At 71.8% G+C, this 22,339-nt stretch carries 20 protein-coding genes, 1 tRNA gene and 2 pseudogenes; 7 read left to right on the top strand and 16 right to left on the bottom strand.

The features are described from left to right. Window positions 1–191: 191 nt before the first annotated feature. From thrC to J3486_RS33790, 5 genes are all read right to left on the bottom strand, one after another. Entirely contained in the window at window positions 192–1,250 is a 1,059-nt protein-coding gene (gene thrC / locus J3486_RS33810; RefSeq protein WP_207827597.1) for a threonine synthase, read from the bottom strand. Window positions 1,251–1,264: 14 nt separating this feature from the next. Next, entirely contained in the window at window positions 1,265–2,557 is a 1,293-nt protein-coding gene (locus J3486_RS33805; RefSeq protein ID WP_207827427.1) for a homoserine dehydrogenase, read from the bottom strand. Window positions 2,558–2,696: 139 nt separating this feature from the next. After that, entirely contained in the window at window positions 2,697–4,088 is a 1,392-nt protein-coding gene (gene lysA / locus J3486_RS33800; RefSeq protein WP_207827425.1) for a diaminopimelate decarboxylase, read from the bottom strand. 28 nt (window positions 4,089–4,116) lie between these two features. Continuing rightward, window positions 4,117–5,133, bottom strand: coding sequence for an ArgS-related anticodon-binding protein NrtL (gene nrtL / locus J3486_RS33795; protein WP_207827423.1), 1,017 nt, complete (start codon window positions 5,131–5,133; stop codon window positions 4,117–4,119). A gap of 360 nt (window positions 5,134–5,493) precedes the next feature. Further along, on the bottom strand, window positions 5,494–5,967 hold the full coding sequence (locus J3486_RS33790) for a response regulator (RefSeq protein ID WP_307805043.1): 474 nt from the start codon (window positions 5,965–5,967) through the stop codon (window positions 5,494–5,496). 160 nt (window positions 5,968–6,127) lie between these two features. Here J3486_RS33790 and J3486_RS33785 point away from each other — a divergent pair. Further along, window positions 6,128–6,199 (top strand) — tRNA-Arg (locus J3486_RS33785). A gap of 88 nt (window positions 6,200–6,287) precedes the next feature. Next, complete coding sequence (locus J3486_RS33780; protein WP_229379025.1) at window positions 6,288–7,211, top strand: phosphorothioated DNA-binding restriction endonuclease; 924 nt, start codon at window positions 6,288–6,290, stop codon at window positions 7,209–7,211. Window positions 7,212–7,214: 3 nt separating this feature from the next. Here the strand turns inward: J3486_RS33780 and J3486_RS33775 are convergent, their stop codons facing one another. Further along, window positions 7,215–7,613, bottom strand: a complete 399-nt coding sequence (locus tag J3486_RS33775) for a GntR family transcriptional regulator (RefSeq protein ID WP_207827416.1) — start codon at window positions 7,611–7,613, stop codon at window positions 7,215–7,217. Then, window positions 7,610–8,464, bottom strand: a complete 855-nt coding sequence (locus J3486_RS33770; protein ID WP_207827414.1) for a hypothetical protein — start codon at window positions 8,462–8,464, stop codon at window positions 7,610–7,612. Before J3486_RS33770 ends, J3486_RS33775 begins: the two co-directional genes overlap by 4 nt. A 188-nt stretch (window positions 8,465–8,652) precedes the next feature. On the opposite strand from J3486_RS33770, the gene J3486_RS33765 reads away from it, so the two are divergent. Continuing rightward, entirely contained in the window at window positions 8,653–9,030 is a 378-nt protein-coding gene (locus J3486_RS33765; RefSeq protein ID WP_229379055.1) for a helix-turn-helix transcriptional regulator, read from the top strand. Here the strand turns inward: J3486_RS33765 and J3486_RS33760 are convergent. From J3486_RS33760 to J3486_RS33745, 4 genes and pseudogenes are all read right to left on the bottom strand, one after another. Continuing rightward, the gene (locus J3486_RS33760) at window positions 9,021–9,482 is read right to left on the bottom strand and encodes a MaoC family dehydratase (protein ID WP_207827410.1); all 462 of its coding nucleotides are present in this window, start codon (window positions 9,480–9,482) and stop codon (window positions 9,021–9,023) included. The genes J3486_RS33765 and J3486_RS33760 overlap by 10 nt on opposite strands. 16 nt (window positions 9,483–9,498) lie before the next feature. Beyond that, window positions 9,499–11,016 (bottom strand): long-chain fatty acid--CoA ligase, encoded by a 1,518-nt coding sequence (locus tag J3486_RS33755; RefSeq protein WP_207827406.1) that lies wholly within the window; start codon window positions 11,014–11,016, stop codon window positions 9,499–9,501. Between the two features lie 10 nt (window positions 11,017–11,026). Further along, a pseudogene (locus J3486_RS33750) lies at window positions 11,027–11,915 on the bottom strand (amidohydrolase family protein). Continuing rightward, on the bottom strand, window positions 11,915–12,829 hold the full coding sequence (locus J3486_RS33745) for an SDR family oxidoreductase (RefSeq protein ID WP_307805042.1): 915 nt from the start codon (window positions 12,827–12,829) through the stop codon (window positions 11,915–11,917). Before J3486_RS33745 ends, J3486_RS33750 begins: the two are co-directional and overlap by 1 nt. A gap of 234 nt (window positions 12,830–13,063) precedes the next feature. On the opposite strand from J3486_RS33745, the gene J3486_RS33740 reads away from it, so the two are divergent. Then, complete coding sequence (locus J3486_RS33740; protein ID WP_207827403.1) at window positions 13,064–13,528, top strand: MarR family winged helix-turn-helix transcriptional regulator; 465 nt, start codon at window positions 13,064–13,066, stop codon at window positions 13,526–13,528. Between the two features lie 183 nt (window positions 13,529–13,711). Here the strand turns inward: J3486_RS33740 and J3486_RS33735 are convergent. Beyond that, window positions 13,712–14,101, bottom strand: a pseudogene (locus J3486_RS33735) (BlaI/MecI/CopY family transcriptional regulator); the annotation flags it as partial. 246 nt (window positions 14,102–14,347) lie between these two features. On the opposite strand from J3486_RS33735, the gene J3486_RS33730 reads away from it, so the two are divergent. Continuing rightward, window positions 14,348–15,550, top strand: coding sequence for an acyltransferase family protein (locus tag J3486_RS33730; protein WP_374194806.1), 1,203 nt, complete (start codon window positions 14,348–14,350; stop codon window positions 15,548–15,550). On the opposite strand, the gene J3486_RS45055 is transcribed toward J3486_RS33730, so the two are convergent. The 4 genes from J3486_RS45055 to J3486_RS33710 form a co-directional block, all read right to left on the bottom strand. After that, window positions 15,513–17,801 carry an MMPL family transporter gene (locus J3486_RS45055; RefSeq protein WP_307805041.1) on the bottom strand — a complete coding sequence of 763 codons (2,289 nt, stop codon included), beginning with the start codon at window positions 17,799–17,801 and terminating at the stop codon, window positions 15,513–15,515. The genes J3486_RS33730 and J3486_RS45055 overlap by 38 nt on opposite strands. Before the next feature lie 46 nt (window positions 17,802–17,847). Beyond that, on the bottom strand, window positions 17,848–18,468 hold the full coding sequence (locus J3486_RS33720) for a DedA family protein (protein WP_207827398.1): 621 nt from the start codon (window positions 18,466–18,468) through the stop codon (window positions 17,848–17,850). A 187-nt stretch (window positions 18,469–18,655) separates the two neighbouring features. Further along, window positions 18,656–19,285, bottom strand: coding sequence for a MerR family transcriptional regulator (locus J3486_RS33715; protein WP_207827396.1), 630 nt, complete (start codon window positions 19,283–19,285; stop codon window positions 18,656–18,658). Window positions 19,286–19,322: 37 nt separating this feature from the next. Continuing rightward, entirely contained in the window at window positions 19,323–20,351 is a 1,029-nt protein-coding gene (locus J3486_RS33710) for a Ku protein (RefSeq protein WP_207827395.1), read from the bottom strand. 73 nt (window positions 20,352–20,424) lie between these two features. Here J3486_RS33710 and ligD point away from each other — a divergent pair, with 73 nt between their 5' ends. Further along, entirely contained in the window at window positions 20,425–21,312 is an 888-nt protein-coding gene (gene ligD / locus J3486_RS33705; RefSeq protein ID WP_207827393.1) for a non-homologous end-joining DNA ligase, read from the top strand. After that, window positions 21,309–22,286, top strand: coding sequence for an ATP-dependent DNA ligase (locus J3486_RS33700; protein ID WP_207827391.1), 978 nt, complete (start codon window positions 21,309–21,311; stop codon window positions 22,284–22,286). Before ligD ends, J3486_RS33700 begins: the two co-directional genes overlap by 4 nt. Window positions 22,287–22,339 lie beyond the last annotated feature (53 nt).

Here is a 22,339-nt window from a genome sequence, read left to right as displayed (position 1 = left end):
ACGACGGAACGGCGGCGGCACCGCTGCATATGCGGTGGGCGGGTTCGGTACAGCCTATCGAAGGAAGGTTCTGTGGCGACATAGGGCGCACAGGAGGCGCACGATGCGTGTCGTAAGCCCCCTGTGCACCCCGTGTGCGGATACGCCCAGTTGACGGCGTATCAGCACCGGCGCGATCTACGGGTGCGGAGTCAGGCGAGGCCGAGGCGCTCGGCGGCCGCGGCGGCGTCGACCGGGACGGTGACGGGCTGCGGGGCGCCGGCGACGGCCCAGTCCGGGTCCTTCAGACCGTTTCCGGTCACGGTGCAGACGATCTTCTGGCCCTTGTCGACCTTGCCCTGCTCGGCGGCCTTCAGCAGACCGGCGACCGACGCGGCGGACGCGGGCTCGACGAAGACACCCTCCTGGGACGCCAACAGCTTGTAGGCGCGCAGGATCTCACGGTCCGTCACCTCGTCGATGAAACCGCCGGACTCGTCGCGCGCGGCGAGCGCGTGCTGCCACGAGGCGGGGTTTCCGATGCGAATCGCGGTCGCAATCGTCGAGGGGTCCTTGACGACCTCGCCGCGCACGATGGGCGCGGAGCCGGACGCCTGGAAGCCCCACATGCGGGGCGTACGGGAGGCCGGACCGTCGGTCTCGTACTCCTTGTAGCCCTTCCAGTAGGCCGTGATGTTGCCGGCGTTGCCGACCGGCAGGACGTGGATGTCGGGCGCGTCGCCCAGGGCGTCCACGATCTCGAACGAGCCGGTCTTCTGGCCCTCGATGCGGTACGGGTTGACCGAGTTGACCAGCGCCACCGGGTAGTTCTCGGAGAGGCTGCGCGCGAGGTTCAGGCAGTCGTCGAAGTTGCCGTCGACCTGGAGGATCTTCGAGCCGTAGACGAGGGCCTGGCCCATCTTGCCGAGCGCGATCTTGCCCTGCGGCACGAGCACGGCGCAGACCATGCCGGCGCGCACGGCGTACGCCGCGGCCGACGCCGACGTGTTGCCGGTGGAGGCGCAGATGACGGCCTGCGCGCCCTCCTCCTTGGCCTTGGTGATGGCCATGGTCATGCCGCGGTCCTTGAAGGAGCCGGTGGGGTTGGCGCCCTCGACCTTCAGGTGGACCTCACAGCCGAGGCGCTCGGAGAGCACCTGCGCGGGCACGAGCGGCGTGCCGCCCTCGCGCAGTGTGACGACCGGCGTGGTGTCGGTCACCGGGAGCCGGTCCCGGTACTCCTCGATGATGCCGCGCCACTGGTGGGTCATTCCGGTCATCCCTGCTACTCCCCTTCAACACGCATGATGCTGGCGACACCGCGCACGGTGTCGAGCTGACGCAGCGCGTCCACGGTCCCGGTGAGGGCCGCGTCCGCCGCGCGATGAGTGACGACGACGAGGCTGGCCTCGCCGTCCTTCCCCGACTGGCGCACCGTGTCGATGGAGACGCCGTGCTCGGCGAAGACCGTCGCCACCTGCGCGAGGACGCCGGGCTTGTCGGCCACGTCGAGGCTGATGTGGTACCGCGTCACGACGTCGCCCATCGGGGAGACGGGCAGTTTCGCGTACGCGGAGTCGCCGGGTCCCGTCGCGCCGCCCAGGCGGTTGCGGCAGACGGCAACCAGGTCGCCGAGTACGGCCGACGCGGTCGGCGAGCCGCCGGCGCCCGGGCCGTAGAACATGAGCTGCCCGGCCGCCTCGGCCTCGACGAACACGGCGTTGTAGGCGCCGCGGACGGAGGCGAGCGGGTGGGTCAGCGGGATCATCGCGGGGTGGACGCGGGCGGTGACGGACTGCCCGTCGGCGGCCCGCTCGCAGATCGCGAGGAGCTTGATGGTGCAGCCCATTTCCTTCGCGGACGCGAAGTCGGCGGCGGTCACCTCGGTCATGCCCTCGCGGTAGACGTCGTCGAGACGTACGCGCGTGTGGAAGGCGATCCCGGCGAGGATGGCGGCCTTGGCGGCGGCGTCGAAGCCCTCGACGTCGGCGGTCGGGTCGGCTTCCGCGTACCCGAGGGCGGTGGCCTCGTCGAGGGCCTCCTGGTAGCCCGCGCCGGTCGAGTCCATCTTGTCGAGGATGAAGTTCGTGGTGCCGTTCACGATGCCGAGCACGCGGTTGACCTTGTCGCCCGCGAGGGACTCGCGCAGCGGCCGGATCAGCGGGATCGCGCCCGCCACGGCGGCTTCGTAGTACAGGTCCGCGTCGTGGTCGAGCGCGGCGGCGTGCAGGGCCTCGCCGTCCTGGGCGAGCAGCGCCTTGTTGGCCGAGACGACGGAGGCGCCGTGCTCGAAGGCGGTGGTGATGAGGGTCCGCGCCGGCTCGATCCCTCCGATGACTTCGACGACCACGTCGATGTCGCCGCGTTTGACGAGCGCGGTGGCGTCGGTGGTGACGAGGGCGGGGTCGATGCCCTCGCGCACCTTCGAGGGACGGCGGACGGCGACGCCGGCGAGCTCGACCGGGGCGCCGATGCGGGCGGCGAGGTCGTCGGCGTGCGTCGTCATGATGCGCGCCACCTCTGAGCCGACAACCCCACAGCCCAGCAGCGCCACCTTCAGCGGACGCGTACGCATCATCCGACCTCGTTTCCTCTACTGCTTCGACGTATCACTCGACGTATCACTACGTCTTCAACGGTGTTCTACGGTGGACCCAGTCTCACGCACCGGACCGGGCTTTCTGCTCCCGGTCCGGATGATGAGACAGATATTTCATTTACCCGACGTCGAGACGCAGGAGATCTTCCTCCGTCTCGCGCCGGACGATCACCCGCGCCTCGCCGTCGCGCACGGCCACGACCGGCGGACGCAGCGCGTGGTTGTAGTTGCTGGCCATGGAGCGGCAGTACGCGCCGGTGGCCGGTACGGCGATGAGGTCGCCGGGCGCGACGTCGGCGGGCAGGAACGCGTCCTTGACCACGATGTCGCCGCTCTCGCAGTGCTTGCCGACGACGCGCACCAGCATCGGCTCGGCGTCGGAGCGGCGGGAGACGAGGGCGACGGTGTACTCGGCGTCGTAGAGCGCGGTACGGATGTTGTCGGACATGCCGCCGTCCACGGACACGTAGGTCCGCAGGCCGTCGAGCGGCTTGACGGTGCCGACGGTGTACAGCGTGAAGGCGGTCGGGCCGACGATGGCGCGCCCCGGCTCGACGGAGATCCGGGGGGTGCGCAGCTTCGCGGCCTCGCACTCCCTCGTGACGATCTCGTTCAGCGCCTTGGCGATCTCGTGCGGCTCGCGCGGGTCGTCGTCGCTGGTGTACGCGATGCCGAGGCCGCCGCCGAGGTCGATCTCGGGGAGTTCGACGCCGTGCTCGTCCCGGATCTCGGCGAGCAGCCCGACCACGCGCCGCGCGGCGACCTCGAAGCCCGCCATGTCGAAGATCTGCGACCCGATGTGCGAGTGGATCCCGATGAGTTCGAGCCCGTCGAGCTTGAGGGCCCGCCGCACGGCCTCGGCGGCCTGTCCCCCGGCCAGCGCGATCCCGAACTTCTGGTCCTCGTGAGCGGTGGCGATGAACTCGTGGGTGTGCGCCTCGACACCCACGGTCACCCGGATCTGCACGCGCTGCCGCTTGCCCAGCCGGTCGGCGATGTGGGCGACGCGCACGATCTCCTGGAAGGAGTCGAGGACGATGCGCCCGACACCGGCGGAGACGGCGCGCTCGATCTCGTCCTCGGTCTTGTTGTTGCCGTGGAAGGCGATGCGCTCGGCAGGCATCCCGGCGGACAGCGCGGTGGCGAGCTCCCCACCGGAACAGACGTCGAGGTTCAGCCCTTCCTCGTGCAGCCACCGCACGACGGCCCGGCTCAGGAACGCCTTCCCCGCGTAGAACACGTCGGCGTCCGGCCCGAAGGCGTCGCGCCAGGCGGCGCACCGGGCGCGGAAGTCGGCCTCGTCGAGGAAGTAGGCCGGGGTGCCGAACTCCTCGGCGAGCCGGGCGACTTCGATGCCGCCGACACTGATCTGCCCGTCCTCGGAACGGGCCACGGTGCGCGACCAGACCTTCGCGTCGAGGGCGTTGAGGTCGGCCGGCGGGGCGGCGTAATGCCCCTCGGGAAGAACGTCGGCGTGGCGGGGGCCTGCGGGGTGCGCGGAACGGCTCATGGCTTCGGTAGCACTCTCTTCGTGATGCTCATACGTGTTCGGGGGCGTCGATGCCGAGCAGGGTCAGGCCGCCGGCCAGCACCGTCCCGGCGGCTTCGGCGAGCGCGAGCCGGGCGCGGTGGGCGGCCGAGGGTTTCTCCCCTCCCATGGGGAGCACGGCGGGCAGGACGGGCATCAGGGCGTCGGCGACGTCGACGAGGTACCGGGCGAGCCGGTCGGGGGCGCGGTGCCGGGCCACGGCGAGCAGGATGCGCGGGTACGCGCCGAGCAGGTCCTCCAGGGCGCCTTCGAGGGAGTCTGCTCTCGTGTCGCCGGGCTGGGGGCCGAATCCGAGGTCCGCGGCGTTGCGGCTCAGGGCGCGGGTGCGGGCGTACGCGTACCGGACGCGGAAGAGGGGGTTGGACTCGCGCTGGGCGAGCAGCTCGGCACCGATCCGGGGCCGGTCGTGCCCGGCGGGATGGAGCAGGGCCCAGCGGGCGGCGTCGGGGCCGAGCGAGAAGGGGTCGGCCGGGGCCGGCACGGGCCGGAGGCTGACGTCTTCGGCCGCCGCGGCGTGGACGACGCGGACGTCGGCGCCCTGACTGCGCGCGATGTTCTCCAGGGCCTCGGCGACGACGGCGGCGCGCGTCTCGTCGGCCGGGATCCGCAGCTCGACGCGCTGCCCGCGCAGAACGTCGGAGTGTCCGTAGGCCGCCCCCTGCCCCCGAATCTCCGCGACGAGGGCACAGCCACCGGGGTCCGTCGGCTCAAGGGTGAGATTGAGAAACCCCGGCCCGGTGATGTCGACGGCCGCGATCCCCGGGCTCCCGGCCAGCCGCCGGCCGAGCACCTCGGCGATCTGGCGGGGCGGGCGTCCGGCGGACTTGGCGATCTGCAGAGCGACATTCGTGGCGTAGTCCCCGCGCCCGCCGGGCCTCGGCCGCTCGACCACGACCCGTGCGACGGCCTCGTCCACGGCCCCGCCCGCGACCGCACCGAGCTCACCGTCGTCGGCTGCGCGGCGAACGGCGCGCAGGACGGTGCGGGAGACGTCGGCGGGGGTCACAGGGCAAGCGTAGGGGAGGAGGGGGGTGGGTAGGCGAGTCGGTTTCCCGGATGGTCCGGGATGCGGACGGGGTGGGTGGGGGTTCGGGGGGGGCTGGTGTCGGCTGCGGCGGCGTCGGCGGTGGTGCCGGCTGCGGTCGTGCCGACTGCGGTGGTGCCGGTCGCCCTGGGGTCGGTTGGGCCGGGGGTCGGGCGTCGGCGGTACGGGGAGACGAGGATGCGGACCCGGCGGACGACGGTTCGGGGCGCCCGTGCGCCGACAATCAGCCGTCGGCGCTCAGACGTCGACGGTGAGGCGTCGGCGGTCGGGCGTCGGCGCTCAGACGTCGGCGCTCAGACGTCGACGGCCAGACGTCGGCGGTCAGGCGTCGGCGGTACGGGGAGCACGCCCGGAGGGCCCGTCGGTGCTCTCCTCCCCCGACCGCGCCTCGTCCGCTGCGGAGCTCCGCTCCCCCGCCCTGCCCTTCTCGCTCAACTGCCCTACGACACGCACCAGTTCACCCGGCTCGAAGGGCTTGGCCAGAAACGCGTCGACCCCGACGTCGAGCCCGCTCTCCACCTCGTACTGGGTGCAGGCACTCACGATGACGATGGGCAACTCACTGGTACGCGCGTCGGCACGCAGCCGGGCGGCGGTCCGCAGCCCGTCGAGCCGCGGCATCACGACGTCCAGCGTGACGACATCCGGCCGCACCTGATGCACCACGTCCAGACACTCGGCACCATCGGCCGCGGTCACGACCTCGAAGCCCTCCAGCTCGAGATTGACCCTGATCAACTGCCGGATCACCGTGTTGTCGTCCACGACAAGGACCCGGCCGGACGCGCCTGGCACAACTCGAGAGTAGGTCGGCACCGGCCACCGCGTCCGGGTTTTCCCCACTTCCGCCCCGTACAGGGGACACGCCCCTCGACCCGACCCCGAAATACCTGTTCATGAGGACCCCGGATGAGCTGGTAGGGTTCTACCCGTCGCCACGCACCGCGCGGCGCACGCCCCCGTAGCTCAGGGGATAGAGCAACGGCCTCCGGAGCCGTGTGCGCAGGTTCGAATCCTGCCGGGGGCACCTTATATGAGGTGCCTGAAGACCCCGCATCGGCGAGATCGCTGACTGCGGGGTCTTTTTTGTGTGTTCATGGCAGGGTGGCTCCGTGATGTCGCGGGACGAACTGATGAGCGTCCTGTCCGGGCTGCGTCGGGCGCAGATCGGCGGGCGGCGGGCGCCGCACAAACCGCTGCTCGTGCTCTGGCTGTTGGGCAGGTTCGCCGAGTCGGGCAGCACCTCGGTCACGTACGACGAGGTGGAAGAGCCCGTCAGTCGGCTCATCAACGATTTCGGCCCCGCGGTGACGAGTCGTTCGCGGGCTCGAGAGCGGGCGGCCATGCCGTTCGTGCATCTGGAGCGGGAGCTCTGGGAGCTGCGGGACCGGGAGGGGCACGGGATCGGTCCGGATATCGCGGAACGCGGCAGTCTGCTGCGGGCTCGCGGTGCGCACGGGCGGCTGCGCCCCGAGGTGGAGCGGCTGGTCGCGGATCCCGTGACGTTCGCGGCGGCCACCCGCCTGCTGCTGGATCAGCACTTCACCCCGGCCCTGGAAGCAGCGGTCTGCGACGCCGTCGGCCTGGACCTGGCCGGTCCGGGCGGCACGGCCGGTGCGCCCGAGGAGAGGAAGCGACGTTCGCGAAGAGCCGCGTTCGCAGAGGAAGTTCTGCAGGCGTACGCGTACGCCTGCGCCTTCTGCGGATATGACGGTGCCCTCGGCAGGAATCCCGCCGGGCTGGAGGCCGCACACGTCCGCTGGCACAGTCAGGACGGGCCCGACGAAGTGCACAACGGGCTGGCCCTGTGCTCACTGCACCACTCGCTGTTCGACCTGGGGGTGCTCGGTCTGCTGCCCGACCTTCGGGTTCAGGTGTCGTCGTCGTACGTGGCACGGAGTCGCGCCGGACAGGCCGTGCACGCCCTCCACGGCGTACCCGCCGCCACGCCGCAGCCCGGCCGTCCTCCCGTGGCGGTCGAGTTCGTCCTCTGGCACGGCCGGCAGGTCTTCAAGAGGCCGGGCGCACAGACGGCGTGAGCGTCACTGCCGTGGGGGCGGCGCCGCGAGGGCGATGCGGAGGGCCGCGAGGAGTTCGGTGTCGTCGGCGCCCAGGGCCCGGGCCCTGGTGACGTAGGTGCGGGCCGCCTGGGTGAGGGCCGGTTCGGGGACGGGGGCGTGACCCGGGGCGACGCGGGTGCCGGCGCCTCGGCGGCTGTGAACCAGGCCCGCGGACTCCAGCTCGCGATAGGCGCGGGCCACCGTGCCTGTCGCAAGGCCCAGATCCGCGGCGAGTTGGCGTACGGGTGGCAGGCGGTCGTTCTCGGCGAGGTGCCCGGCGCGGATGAGGTCGGCCAGTTGGGCGCGCACCTGCTCGTACGGCGGGACCGGGCCCGCGGTGTCGACCTGCACGCTCAGCGGGTTCACCGTCGGCTCCTTCATGCCGCTGTTCCGTTCGGTGCCGGCAGGCGCGTCAGGCGGATCACGAGGTGGACGAGGCCCGCCGCGGAGCCGAGGGCCGCCAGGAGGGCGAGGATGTAGGGCGCCAGCAACTCGCGATTGTTGCACGGAACCTCCCTCAGGGCCTGGAGGTAATCGGCCGTGAGGACTGACGACATCAGCAGCCAGGATGCCACCAGGCAGCCCCAGGCCAGGGCCACCGCCTCCACGGAGGACGCACGCAGGGCGTGGTCCGGCGTCGGGGCACCGGGCAGCGCAGGTCGGGTCACGACCCGCCTGGCCGCCAGCAGGCACACTCCGGCCCCGCCGACCACACAGCCGAGCGCCCCGAGGACCAGCGTGCTGACGTCCTGCTCCGCGAGCATGAACGCGGTGCCGTTCGGGCAGGTCAGCAGCACGAAGCCGTCCCGGACGGCGCTGCGGCGGGTCGCGACGACGACGGCAGTGAGGAGCACTGCCAGCGCCACGACGAGAGCGGCGAAGAGCGCGGTGCAGCGGCGTGGAAAGTAGTGCCGCACCTGACGTGGGGTCAGCACGGCCGCACGCACCGGCCCCTCCGGGCGCGGCACCCGCAGTTCGCCGATCAGGACACCGGCGAGCGTGCACCCGCCGAAGACGATCCCCGCCGACCCGTAGTTCATGAGGTACGCGAGGCAGACGGCCGCACAGAGCCCCGCCACCAGGCCGCCCGTGCGCCACCTCGAAGCCCGTCGCTGGTACCGGCCGAGTGCGCCGGACAGCGCGGGCCCCGGTCTGCGCCGTGCGCGCAGGAGCGCCAACAGCCCGATGAGGAAAGGGGCCGCGAAGAGCCAGTTCAGGGGCACGCCGCCCATGGAACCTCCAGCAGTTGTGTCAGATGATTGACACAAGCTGCCGCGACACCTCATCTTGTGTCAAGTGTTTGATACAAGATGAGGTGAGTGAGAACGGGAAGGGAAGGGCGCGGACTCCGACTGCGTGCGATCGTGGTGCGGTGACCAACCTGGAGGACCTGGCCCGGCTGCGGCGTGCCCGCGACACCATGGATCGGGCGTATGCCGAGCCGCTCGACGTGACGGCTCTGGCGCGGGCTGCGCTGATGTCGCCGGGGCATTTCTCGCGGAGCTTTCGGGCCGCGTTCGGGGAGACTCCGTACAGCTATCTGATGACGCGGCGCATCGAGCGGGCCAAGGCGTTGTTGCGGCGCGGGGATCTGTCGGTGACCGAGGTGTGTTTCGAGGTGGGGTGTACGTCGCTGGGGTCGTTCAGCTCGCGGTTCACCGAGCTGGTCGGGGAGACGCCCAGCGCGTACCGGGCCCGCGCCCATGACCCCGCCACCGATCTTCCCGCCTGTCTGTCGAAGATCCATACGCGGCCGGTGAAAGGGGCCGGGCCCAAGCTGCACGACCCTCAGGCGTAGAAGCGGGAGAGGCTCTGGAGGACCGCTGCCGGCTTCGGGGCGTTCTCGATCTCTATCGTGCCGTCGACCGTGATCTGCACGCCGCCGCCCGCGACCTCCTCGACCGCCGCGAGCCTGCCGGTCAGGCGGATGCGGGAGCCGACCTTCACCGGGGACGGGAAACGGACCTTGTTCAGGCCGTAGTTGACCTTCGTCGTCACGCCCCGGACGTCGAGGAGTTCGGTGAAGAGCGGGATGAAGAGGGAGAGGGTCAGGTAGCCGTGGGCGATGGGGGCGCCGAACGGTCCCGCCGCCGCGCGCTCCGGGTCGACGTGGATCCACTGGTGGTCGCCGGTGGCGTCGGCGAACGTGTCGATGCGGTCCTGGGTGACCTCGATCCACTCGCTCACCCCCAGCTCGCTGCCGGCGAGCTTCTTCAGGTCGTCGAGGCCGTTCACTGTGATGCCGCTCATGGGATGCGTGGGTTCCTTACTGGTTGCCGTTGCCGGTGCCGTAGTGCGTGCGGATGCGGGACTTGAGGAGCTTTCCGGAGGCGGTGCGCGGGAGTTCGGGCGCCAGCACCACCGATTTGGGGATCTTGTAGCGGGCGAGGCGGCCGGCCAGGGAGGCGAGGATCTCGTCGGGGTCCGGGTCGGCCCCTTCGCGGGCGACGACCACCGCGCGCGGCACCTCGCCCCACTTCTCGTCCGGTACGCCGATGACGGCGCACTCGGCGATGTCGGGGTGGGCGAGGAGGGCGTCCTCGACCTCGGCGGGGTACACGTTCTCGCCGCCGGAGATGATCATGTCCTTGATGCGGTCGACGATGTGGACGTAGCCGTCGTCGTCGGTGCGGGCCGCGTCGCCGGTGCGGAACCAGCCGTCGGCCAGGGCGTCCGCCGTGGCGTTGGGCAGGCCCCAGTATCCGGGCATCACGTTCGGGCCGCGGACCAGGATCTCGCCGGTCTCGCCGGGCGCGGCCGGGGTCAGGTCGGGGCGCACCACCCGTACGTCGGTGAAGAAGTGCGGGACGCCCGCCGAGCCCGCCTTCGACTCCGCGTGCTCGGCGTCGAGGAAGAGGGTGCCGGGGGACGCCTCGGTCATGCCGTAGCCCTGGAGGAAGGTCAGGCCGCGTTCCCGGTAGGCGGCGATCAGGGTCAGCGGGACCGGGGCCCCGCCGCACAGGAGGGTGCGCAGCGAGGAGAGGTCGGCCTGCGGCCAGCCGGGCTGCCTGGCCACCAGGTCGTACATCGTGGGGACGCCGAACATCGTGGTGATGCGGTGCTCGGCGATCAGGGCGAGGGTCGTCGCCGGGTCGAAGGACTCGACCAGGACGCAGGTGCCGCCCTTGAGGAGGACGGGCAGGGCGAGCATGTTGAGGCCGGCCGTGTGGAACAACGGGGCCGAGACCAGGGCCCGTTCGTCGGCCGCGAGGTCGGTGTCGACGAGGACGTTGAGGGCGTTCCAGGTCAGGTTGGCGTGGGTGAGCATGGCGCCCTTGGGGCGGCCCGTGGTGCCCGAGGTGTACATGATGATGCAGGTGTCGTCGCCGGAGACCGCCTCGTCGGCCGGGCCCTCCCCCGTGGCCGACTCCAGCAACTCCTCGTACTCCGTGCCCACTTGGACGTACAGGCGTACGTCCGTCCCGTCGCGCAGGCCCGCCACCAGCGGCCGGTGCGCGGGGCCGTGGATCAGGACCTTCGCGCCCGAGTCCGTCAGCTGGTAGGCGATCTCGGGGCCCGCGAGCCGGGTGTTGAGGGGGACGAAGACCGCGCCGAGCGCGCCTGCCGCGAACAACGTCTCCAGGAAGGTGGGGTGGTTGGGGCCCAGGTACGCGACGCGGTCGCCGCGGCGGATCCCGCGCTCGCGCAGGGCGTGCGCCAACTGAACGGTCCGGGCGTGGAGTCGGGCGTAGGTGAGCGTGGCGCCCTCGTGGATCAGGGCGGTGCGGTGCGGGGTCTTGCGGGCCCGGCGGGCGGGCCACGACCCCAGTCCCTCGTTGCGCATCCGATGCCTCCTACGGCTTCGTCAGACCGAGCAGCCGGGCCGCGTTCTCCTTGAGGATCTTCGGGCGGACCTCCTCCTTTATGTCCAGCTTCGCGAAGTCGGCGAGCCAGCGGTCCGGGGTGAGCACCGGGTAGTCCGAGCCGAACAGGACCTTGTCCTTGAGCAGCGTGTTCGCGTACTGGACGAGCTGCGGCGGGAAGTACTTCGGGGACCAGCCGGAGAGGTCGATGTGGACGCCGGGCTTGTGCGTGGCGACGGCGAGCGCCTCGTCCTGCCAGGGGAAGGAGGGGTGCGCCAGGATGATCTTCAGGTGGAGGAAGTCGGCGGCGACGTCGTCCACGTACAGCGGGTTGGAGTACTTCAGGCGGATGCCGCCCCCGCCGGGAACACCGGCGCCGATGCCGGTCTGGCCCGTGTGGAACAGGGCGATCGTGCCCGTCTCCTCGATGACCTCGTACAACGCGTACGCCACACTGCGGTCGTTGGGGAAGAAGCCCTGGACGGACGGGTGGAACTTGAAGCCCTTCACCCCGTACTCCTCGACCAGGCGGCGGGCCTGCTTCACGCCCGCCTTGCCGCGGAACGGGTCGATGGACGCGAACGGGACGAGGACGTCGGCGTTGGCGGCCGCGGCCTCGGCCACCTCGTCGTTGGGGACGGGCGGGGTGCCGGTCGCGGACTCGGCGTCGACCGTGAAGACGACCGCGGCCATCCGGCGCTCGCGGTAGTACGCGGCCATCTCCTGAAGCGTCGGCTTCCGGTTGCCCGATCTTGAAGTACGCGGACGAGGCGTCGTGCAGATCGTCGTCGAGGGAGGCGTGGCCGTCGCGGGACGACACCTCGGCGTGGGTGTGGACGTCGATCGCCCGCAGCTCGTCGATGTTCAGCGAGGGGGACATCACGCCTCCGGGACCTTGGGCGCAGGGATGCCGACCGTCTGCGGCTCGGCGCCGAGCGTGGTGGGCCAGGCGGCGGCGAGCGCGTCGGGGGTCCAACCCCCGTCCGCGTAGGCCGACTTGACCTCCTGGGGGTGTGACCAGAGCGTGACCCGGTCGCCGCCGATGCCGATGGCCTGGCCGGTCACCTCGCGCGCGGCGGCGGAGGCGAGGAAGGGGACGAGCGCCGCGCAGTCCTCGGGGGTGCCGAAGCCCTCTCCCTTGCGCAGGAACGCGGGCAGCGGTTCACCGGCGCGCATCGCCTCGATGTACGGGGCGAAGGCGGGGATCGTCTCGGTCATCGCGGTCGCCGCCACCGGCACGATCGCGTTGACGGTGATCTGCGCGCGGGACAGTTCCATCGCCCACGTACGGGCCATGGCGGCGATGCCGGCCTTGGCGGCGGCGTAGTTGGTCTGGCCGAAGTTGCCGCGCTGGCCCGCGGGCGAGCCGACCAGGATCAGCGTGCCGCCCTCGCCCTGCTCGCGCATCCGGACCGCGGCGGCGCGGGCACAGGTGAAGGTGCCCTTGAGGTGGGTGGTGACGACCGCGTCGAAGTCGTCGTCGGTCATCTTCCACAGCACCTTGTCGCGCAGGATGCCCGCGTTGGTGACGAGGATGTCGAGCCGCCCGAACTCGTCCACGGCGCGCGCCACCAGACGGTCGGCGGCCTCCGCGGTGCCGACCGGGACCACCTCGGCGACGGCGGTGCCGCCCGCCTCGCGGAGGGACTTCACGGCGGCCTCGGCGACGGCCTCGTCGATGTCGTTGACGACGACCGAGGCGCCGTGGGCCGCGAGGGCGTGGGCGTAGGCGAGTCCGAGGCCACGGCCGCTGCCGGTGACGACGGCGGCCTTGCCGGTGAGATCGATGGACACGTGCAAGTCCCTTCCTTCCAGCGCTGCTTGAGGACGCGCCCCGGGTCGAACTCAGGACGTCCCCAGGACGTCCCCAGGGCGACCCCAGGACGACCCAGGAACGAATCCCGGAACGAATCCCGGAACGAGAAGGAAGCTAAGAGCAATAGTTGGTGACGTCAATAGTTGTCGCCGACCGGGATATTGAGGGAGACTGGTCCGCGACCGGCCACCACGACGCACCTGGGAGAGCCCATGACCCCCGCCCCGATCGACGCGCACGAGCCATGGATGCGCGGGCTGCACGCCGACACGGGCTATCTCCTGTACCGGCTCGGGCTGCGTTCGGGGCAGCTGTTCAACGCCTCGCTGCAGGAGTCGGGCCTGCGCCTGCGCCACTACGCGCTGCTGCGGTTCCTGGCCACCACCGAGGGCGCCCTGCAAAGAGAGTTGAGCGCGCGGCTCGGCTACGACCCGAGCGCGATCGTCGGTCTCGTCGACGACCTGGAGAAGGCGGGGTTCGCCGAGCGCCGCCCCTCCCCCGACGACCGGCGCAGCCGCGTCGTCGTCCTCACGGACAAGGGCCGCGACTTCTTGCGCGACACCGACGAGGCGGGCCTGCGCGTCACCGGCGAGCTGCTCGCACCGCTGGACGCGGGCGAGCGCGAGACGCTGCACTCGCTGCTGCTGCGGATCGCAGGGCCCGGCATTCCGGGCTGAGCCGACAGCACACGCCGCCTCCGGTCAGCAGCCGTCCCCCTCGACCCTGTCGCTCTCGGCCCTGTCACTCCCGACCCTGCCGCTCCCGACCCTGCCGCTCCCGACCCTGCCGCTCCCGACCCTGCCGCTCCCGACCCTGTCGCTCCCGGTCCCTGAGTTCTCGGTCCCGGCGCTCTCAGTCCCGTCGCTCTCGGCCCCGTCGCCCAGCAGCGCGCGCAGCAGGTGCTCGTCCTGGGTGGAGAGGCCGGAGACGAAGCCGGCGAGGACGGCCGCCCGGTCCTGTTCGGCGTCCAGGACCCGGCGCATCCGGTGCGCGGCGAGCCCGGCGGCGTCGGCGGCCGCGGTCCAGACGAAGGAGCGTCCGGCCCGCTCCCGGGTCACGGCCCCCTTCGCCTGGAGGCGGGTGAGGATCGTCAGTACGGTCGTGTGGGCGACGGCGCCGCCGATGCGCTCGCGCACCCAGGCCGCCGTCACCGGACCCGGCGCCGCCCACAGCGCCGCGAGCACCTGGCCCTCCAGCTCGCCCGGGCCGCGCCGCCGCCCGGCCGCCCGGGTCCCGTCCCGTCGCTGCACCACGCCGCTCACCGCCTCGCCCGGCCCGTCACGCGCCGTCCGTCCCATCGTAGTGAGCCCGCAGTGAGTCCCTAGCGAGCGGACGCAGTGGCTCCGCCCAGCCCTGTGACAGACACCACCCATGACCGGCACAGGTTTACGTGGGCCTCGGGGGGTGACTACGGTGCCTGGGATGTCTCGCAGCCACATGAACCCCGCAAACCTGGGAAGACGCGAATTCGTGAATCGAGGTTCCATCGGGGAGGGATCGTGAGCGAACCGCGACAACTCGCGTCTCAGCGGACCCCGCTGCCCGCACAGCGTGCCGCCGTGGCCGCCCCTCCTGCGGACACAAAGGGCTCAAAGAGTGCGACGGACACAAAGGGCGCAACAGGCATAAGGGGCGCGGAGGCCGCCTCGGCCACCGGTGCCGCCGGGAAGAAGCCCGGCAAGGCGCGGGACGCGTTCTTCGACAACGCGAAGTACCTGGCGATCGTGCTCGTCGCGATGGGCCACGCCTGGGAGCCGCTGCGCGGCGACAGCCGGGCGGCGTCCGCGCTCTACATCACCGTCTACACGTTCCACATGCCGGCGTTCATCGTCATCTCCGGCTACTTCTCGCGGTCGTTCGACGCGAGCCCGAACCGGCTGAAGCGGCTGATCACGGGTGTGGCCGTGCCGTACGTGGTCTTCGAGGTGGCGTACACCTTCTTCAAGCGGACGGCCGGGGGCGACCCCGACTACCCGATCAGCCTGCTGGACCCGTGGTATCTGACCTGGTTCCTGATCGCGCTGTTCGTGTGGCGGCTGTCGACACCGATCTGGAAGGTGGTGCGCTGGCCGCTGCCGCTGGCCCTCGCCATCGCGGTGCTCGCCTCGGTCTCCCCCGACATCGGCGACGACCTGGACCTCCAGCGCGTCCTGCAGTTCCTGCCCTTCTTCGTCCTCGGCCTGTGCCTCAAGCCCGAGCACTTCCAGCTGGTGCGCCGCAAGGAGGCGCGGATCCTGGCGGTGCCGGTGTTCGCGGCCGCGCTGCTGTTCGCGTACTGGGCGGCGCCGCGGATGAACGCCGCCTGGTTCTACCGCCGCGACAGCGCCCAGGAACTCGGGGCACCGGGCTGGTCCGGCGCGGTCATGACGCTGGCCATGTTCGGCTGCTCGGTGATCCTCGCCGCGTGCTTCTTCGCGTGGGTCCCGGGCCGCAAGCTCTGGTTCACCGCGCTCGGCGCCGGAACGCTGTACGGCTATTTGCTGCACGGCTTCGTCGCCAAGGGCTCCCGCTTCTGGGACTGGTACGACGTGCACTGGGTGCACACCCCGGCCGGTGAGATCACGGTCACCGTGGCCGCGATGTCACTGATCACCGTGTTGTGCACCCCACCCGTGCAACGGATGTTCCGGTTCGCGATGGAACCGGAGATGGAGTGGGCGTTCAGGAAGGACGCCGCCGAGGTGGCGCGGCGACGGTAGGACCGTCGGCCGCGACGGGACTCTCGGCTGCGACAGGGCGGTCGGCTGCGACAGGACGGTCGGCTGCCGTACGGGACACAGGGCGCCCGGGGACGAACTCCCCGGGCGCCTTTCGCCGTTCCGGGGCCGGCGGGCGGCGGCGGAGCAGCGGGGCCGGCGCCCACCAGGCCCACGTGCCGAGCAGCGCCATCGTCGCGGGCACCAGGAGCCCGCGCACGATCGTCGCGTCGACGAGGACCGCGACGACCAGGCCGACGCCGATCATCTTCATGAAGAGGATCGACGAGGCCATGAAGCCTCCGACGACCACGACGAGGAGCAGCGCCGCACTCGTGATGATCTTCGCGCTGCGCTGCACACCGAGCGCCACGGACTCGACGGGGTCACCGCAGGCGTCGTACTCCTCCCGCACCCGTGACAGCAGGAACACCTCGTAGTCCATGGCGAGCCCGAAGGCGATGGCGACGACCAGGACGGGGAAGTTGACGTCGACCGCGCCGATCGCTTCGAAGCCGAGCGGCCCGGACAGATGGCCGTCCTGGAAGATCCACTTGATCGCGCCGAACGCGGCGAGCAGCGACAGCAGGTTCAGGGCGACGGACTTGAGGGGCAGCAGGACCGATCCGAAGGCCATGAACAGCACCAGGAACGAGACCACCGCGACGAACAGCGCCATCCACGGCAGCCGTTCCCCGATCATGGCGACGATGTCGACGCGCGAGGCGGGCATCCCGGTGACCAGGGTCTCGGCGCCCGGCGGCGGCTGCACCGCGCGCACCTCGCCGACCAGGGTGCGGGCCGCGTCCGACATGGGGTCGGGCGTGTAGTGCAGGGTGACACGCGCGTCGTCGCCCGCGACGCCGGTCACCGCCGCCGAGGAGACACCGTCGATCGTCGCCAGCTCATCGGCGTACGCGGTGAGCCGGGAGCGGTCGACCGGGCTGTCGCCGAACCGGACGACCGAGGTCATGATCCGGCCGGGGTCGGTGTCGAAGTCGGCGGCGAGCTGCCTGCTCACCACCTTCGCGTCGGCGCCGGACGGCAGCACCCACTCCCCCGGGCGCGCCCAGTTCACGCCGAGCAGCGGGGCGCCGAGACCGACGAGGACGGCGACGATCGCGAGCGTGGACAGCAGCGGCCTGCGCATGACGGCGTGGGCGGTGCGGTACCAGCGGCCCTCGGTCTCCGGGCGCGGGCGGCGGGTCGGCAGCGGAATGCGCCACTTGTCGACGCGGTGTCCCGTGCAGCGCAGGAGCGCCGGCAGCAGGGTGAGCGCGCCGAGCACCGCGAAGGTGACGACGGCCACGGCCGCGTACCCCATGGAGGACAGGAAGCGGGAGGGGAAGAAGAGCAGTCCGGCGAAGGAGATCGCGACGGCGATCCCGGAGAAGGCGACGGTGCGGCCCGCGGTGGCGGTGGTGCGCTCGACCGCCGTGTCGACGTCGGCGCCCGCACGCAGCTCCTCGCGGAAGCGGTTCACCATGAACAGGGCGTAGTCGATGGCGAGTCCGAGGCCGAGGATCGTGATGACGTTGATGACGGTGGAGGAGATCTCCGTCACGGCCGTCAGGACCCGCAGCACCACGAACGAGCCGAGGGCCACGAACGCACCGACGGCCAGCGGCAGCAGCGCGGCGATCGCGCTGCGGAAAATCAGCACGAGGAGGATCAGCAGGACCGGGACCGAGAGCGTCTCGGCGCGGGCGATGTCCGAGCCCGTCAGGGAGTTGACCTGTTCGGTCATGGCGGCGACCCCGCCGTAGCGGACGTGGACGCCGCGTGCCTCGAAGTCCTTCTTGACGCGGCCGAGCGCCTCGACCTGCTCCTGGTCCACGTCGCTGGTGAACTGCACGGTGGCGTACGTCTTCTGACGGTCCGTCGACAGGTACGCGCGCTTGTCCTGGCCGCGCCCCGGGTGCCAGTACGAGTCGAGGCGGTCGATGCCGGTGCGCGGTACGCCATCGAGGGCGGCGCGCACGGCCGGGCCGAAGTCGTCGACGGTGGCGCCGGGCCGCTCGGCCTCGTAGACCACGATCAGGTCGTTGGACTCCCGGCCGAGCGGTCCCTGCAGCACCTTGTCGGCGCGCACCGACTCGCTGCCCGGGTCGTCGAACCCGGCACCGCCGGTGAACGAGGCGAAGACCCGCGTCCCCCATAACCCGGCGAAGAGGGTGAAGGCGACGGCCGCGACGACGACCCACTTCCGGTGCCGCGCGGCGGCCCGTCCGATGCGGGCGAACACGGTGACCACATCTGTCTCCTTGGCTTGTTCGGGGTTTCCGGCACTGCGGGGGGTGTCAGGCGGCGTCCCGCGCCGCGCCCGTGCGGCGGCGGACGGCGGCCGCGCAGACGCCCACGAGGACGGAGAGGCCGATGCCGATCGCGACCGAGACCGTCGGGTCGTCGCTGACGGCGGCGCCGACGTACCCGGCACCGACGGAGTACCCGGCCCACACCGACTCGGCGAGGACCGCGGCGAGCACGAACCTGCGGACCGGACAGCGGGCGGCGCCCGCGGCCATCCCGGCGAGCAGCCGGCCGCCCGGCAGGAAGCGCACCCCGACGACGAAGGCGAGACCACCGCGGTGCACGCGCCCGGTCGCCCGGGCGAGGAGCCGGCTGTCGCGGCGCGCGAGCCTGCCGCCCGCCAGGTGGCCGAAGCGGTGGATGAGCAGATCGCCGAGGACCGCGCCGCCCGTGACCGAGGCGAGCACGAGCAGCAGCGACATCTCGCCGCGGGCCGCGAGCATCCCGCCCGTGACCAGCAGTACGGCGTTGGGCAGCAGCGGCGGGAGCGTGGTGAGGGCGAGGATCCCGTACCCCCAGCAGGCCGCCCCGGTGAGCGAACCCGACAGGCCGGACGTGATGTCCGGCCAGGTCGCGAGCGTGCCGATGTCGATGCCGCCGCCGATGGCCATGAGCGCGTGCCTCCCCCTGCACAGGTCGGCGCCGCGGCGGATGCCGGGAGCCGTGCACGCAACGGTAACTGAAACTATCGATAGTTTCAGTATCAGTATGGAATGTGTGGTGCCCAGGGCGTGATGTCGAGTGCGCCGGAGGGGTTCTCGCTCGGTGTCGTCGGGCGCGGGGGCCCCTGGACGGGCTCTAGGGGCGCTGCAGTCGCGCCGAGACGTCCTCCTGGGCGATGCGGCGCAGGGCCGCCATCGCCGCGTCGCCGAGGACCGTGCCGAGGACGACGCCCTCCACCTTGCCGTCGGTGCTGGCGACGTCGGCCAGCGCCGCGAGCTCGGCCGTGGCCAGTTCGCCCGCGGCGGTCGCGTACCGGTCGAGGAGCACGAGCAGATCGCCGCGGTCGAGGTCCCGGTAGGTCGCCACGATCTGGACCAGCGAGCGCCACCCGGGGTTCTGCGGCTTCGTCCGCCAGCCGTGGCGCCGGACCAGTTCGGCCACCTCGGCCTCGGCGCGCTCCCGGTCCTCGGGGGCGCCGCGCTCCGGCATCGTCGCGCTGACGGCGGCCTGGGCGACGCCGAGCGCGCCGTGCACCGTGCGGTGCGGGGAGTCGACCTCGGCGAGGACGTCGCGGGCCGCGGCGACGGACACGCCACCGACCTCCAGCATGGCGCGGATCAGTTTGAGGCGCCGGACGTGCTCGTCGTCGTACGCGACCTGGTTCGGGCTGCTGCGCTCGCCCGGGGGCAACAGGCCCTCGCGCGTGTAGTACTTGATGGTCGGCACCGGGACCCCGGTCCGCCGCGCCAGCTCTCCGATCCGCATCCGACGAGGATACGCAGGGGGCGCGCGGCCCCCTGGTTCAGGCGGACGCCTTCTTGCGCGGGGTCGCCTTCTTCGCCGACGCGGTCTTCTTCGTCGCCGTGGACGTCTTCTTCGCGGTGGTCTTCTTCGCCGCGGACGTCTTCTTGGCCGAGGCGGCCGAGGTGGTCTTCTTCGCGGCCGTCTTCTTGGTCGCGGCCGCCTTCTTCGCGGCGGTCTTCTTCGGAGCCGCCTTCTTGCGGGTGCGTCCGGCGAGGTGCGTCACCTCGGCGACGTCGCCGGAGTCCTCGCCGCGGGCCTCCTTCGCGGCACGCACGCTGCCTTCGAGGGCGGCCATCAGGTCGATGACCTTGCCGCCGCCGGACTCCCTGGCGGGGGCCTCCTCGGGCTCGCCGCCGGCGGCCTTCGCCGCGATCATCTCCTCGACCGCCTCGCGGTAGTCGTCGTGGAGGGACTCCATGTCGACCTCGCCGAGGGTGTCCATCAGGGCGTCCGCCAGGTCGAGTTCGGCGTCGCGGACGGTGACGTGGGTGTCCGGGGCGACGTCCTCGGGGGCGCGGATCTCGTCCGGCCACAGCAGGCCGTGCATGGCGATGACGTCGTCGACGACGCGCAGCATCCCGAGCCGCTCGCGGCCGCGCAGGGCGAACTTGGCGATGGCCACCTTCTGGCTGCGTTTGAGGGCCTCGCGCAGCAGGGTGTAGGGCTTCGCGGCGGGCACCCCGTTCGCGGCGAGGTAGTAGGCCGCGTCCATCTGGAGCGGGTCGATCCGGTCGGCCGGGACGAAGGCGACGATCTCGATCGTCTTGGCGGTGGGGATCGGGAGGGAGGCGAGGTCGTCCTCCGTGATGGGCACGATGGAGCCGTCCGCCTCCTCGTACCCCTTGCCGATCTCCGCGGCCGTGACCTCCTTGTCCTCCAGCTCGCACACCTTGCGGTAGCGGATGCGGCCGCCGTCCTCCAGATGGATCTGGCGGAAGGAGATCGAGTGGCTCTCGGTGGCGTTGACCAGCTTGATCGGGATGCTGACCAGTCCGAAGGAGATGGCGCCGTTCCATATGGAGCGCACGGTGTACCTCCCGTTTCGCCCTGCTTTGTGCAGATCGGATACGTTTCTGCGCGGATTGCCAGACTATTACCGTATGACGCCCCTCACAGAAGTGGACGGGCAGCGGCTCGCGCTCAGCAATCTGGACAAGGTGCTGTACCCGGCGTCCGGATTCACCAAGGGCGAGCTGCTGCACTACTACGCGACGACCGCGGGCTCCCTGCTCGCGCACCTGTACAACCGGCCGGTGTCCTTCCTGCGCTACCCGGACGGGCCCGACGGCCAGCGCTTCTTCGCCAAGAACGTGCCGCCGGGCACCCCCGCCTGGGTGAAGACGGCCCAGGTGCCGCGCTCGGAGGGCGGCAGCGCGCGCCAGATCCTGGTGCAGGACCTGGCGACGCTGATGTGGGCCGCGAACCTGGTCACCGAGTTCCACACCCCGCAGTGGCAGGCCGACGCGCCGGGCGAGGCGGACCGGCTGGTCCTGGACCTCGACCCGGGGGCGCCCGCCGACGTCGTGCAGTGCTGCGAGGTCGCGCTGTGGCTGCGCGAACGGCTCGCGGCGGACGGGCTGCACGCGTATGCGAAGACGTCGGGATCCAAGGGGCTGCATCTCCTGGTCCCGCTGGTTCCCACCCCGTCGCCGCAGGTCAGCGCCTATGCGAAGGCGCTCGCGCAGGAGGCCGAGTCCGAGCTTCCGCAGCTGGTCGTGCACCGGATGACGCGCAGCCTGCGCCCGGGCAAGGTCTTCGTCGACCACAGCCAGAACTCCGCGGCGAAGACGACGGCGGCGCCCTACACCCTGCGCGCCCGCCCCGAGCCGACCGTCTCGACCCCGGTGACCTGGGACGAGGTGGCGTCCTGCGGGAACGCGGCCGAGCTGGTCTTCCGCGCCGACGACATCGCTGCGCGGCTGCGGCGCCACGGGGACCTGCTCGGGCCGCTGATCAACCCGAACCGGGCGGGACGGCTCCCCTCATGACCCCGGAGCCCGTGCCCCCGAAGCCCCCGGCCCCGGCCCGCACGTCACCCATCGAGTCCCCCGTCGCCGTCGCCCTCGCCGAACCCGTCGACGCGCTGCCCGCCGGGGACGGCTGGGCGTACGAGCCCAAGTTCGACGGGCACCGGATGGTGGTGATCCGGGACGGCGACGACGGTGACGGCGCCGACGGCGTGCGGCTCCAGGCCAGGTCGGGGCGGATCGTGGGGCGGGCCTTCCCCGATCTCGTGGCGGCCGCGACGGAGCTGGCGCCGGGCACCGTGCTCGACGGCGAGGTGGTGGTCTGGCACGACGGGCGGACCGACTTCGCGGCGGTGCAGCGCCGCGCGGCCGCCGCGAGCGCGGCCCGCGCCCGCACCCTGGCCCGTGAACTGCCCGCCTCCTACGCGGCGTTCGACCTGCTGGCCGAGGGCGGGGCGGACCTGCGCGGCCTGCCGTACAGCGAGCGCAGGGACCGGCTGGTGCGACTCCTCGCCCCGCTGGGCCCGCCGTTGCAGGCGGTGCCCTCCACGACCGACCGGGACACGGCCCTGACCTGGTACGAGACGCTGCCCGCGACCGGCGTCGAGGGTCTCGTCGCCAAGCGCCTCGACGGCCCCTACCGGGGCGGGCGGCGCGTCTGGCGCAAGCTGCGGCACAGCGACACCCACGACGCCGCCGTCATCGGTTTCACCGGCCCGCACACCGCGCCCCGCGCCCTGGTGGTCGCCCTTCCCGGCGACGGCACCCCGGTCCTGACGACGCCGCTGGGCGCGGGCCTGCGGGCGGAGGCGGCCGCGCTGCTGCCTCCGGCCTCCGGTGAAGAGGCCACGCTCATCGCGGTGGGGGTGGGCGAGGTGACGTATCAACTCCTCGACGGAATCGGCGAGTTGACGCTGGAGGTGCGCCAACACTCCACGCGGCACGGTGCGTTCTCGGCTGCGCCGGTGCGGTTTCGTCTCGACGACGGGCGGTAGGGCGGCCGGACGGGTACGGCACCGGTGGGGGCCGTGTCCGTCAGCGGCTCCGC

The organism is Streptomyces sp. VRA16 Mangrove soil, assembly GCF_017377775.1.
GTDB lineage: Bacteria > Actinomycetota > Actinomycetes > Streptomycetales > Streptomycetaceae > Streptomyces.
Note: the sequence above shows the minus strand (reverse complement) of the source record. Positions and strands in the feature narration are given on the sequence as shown.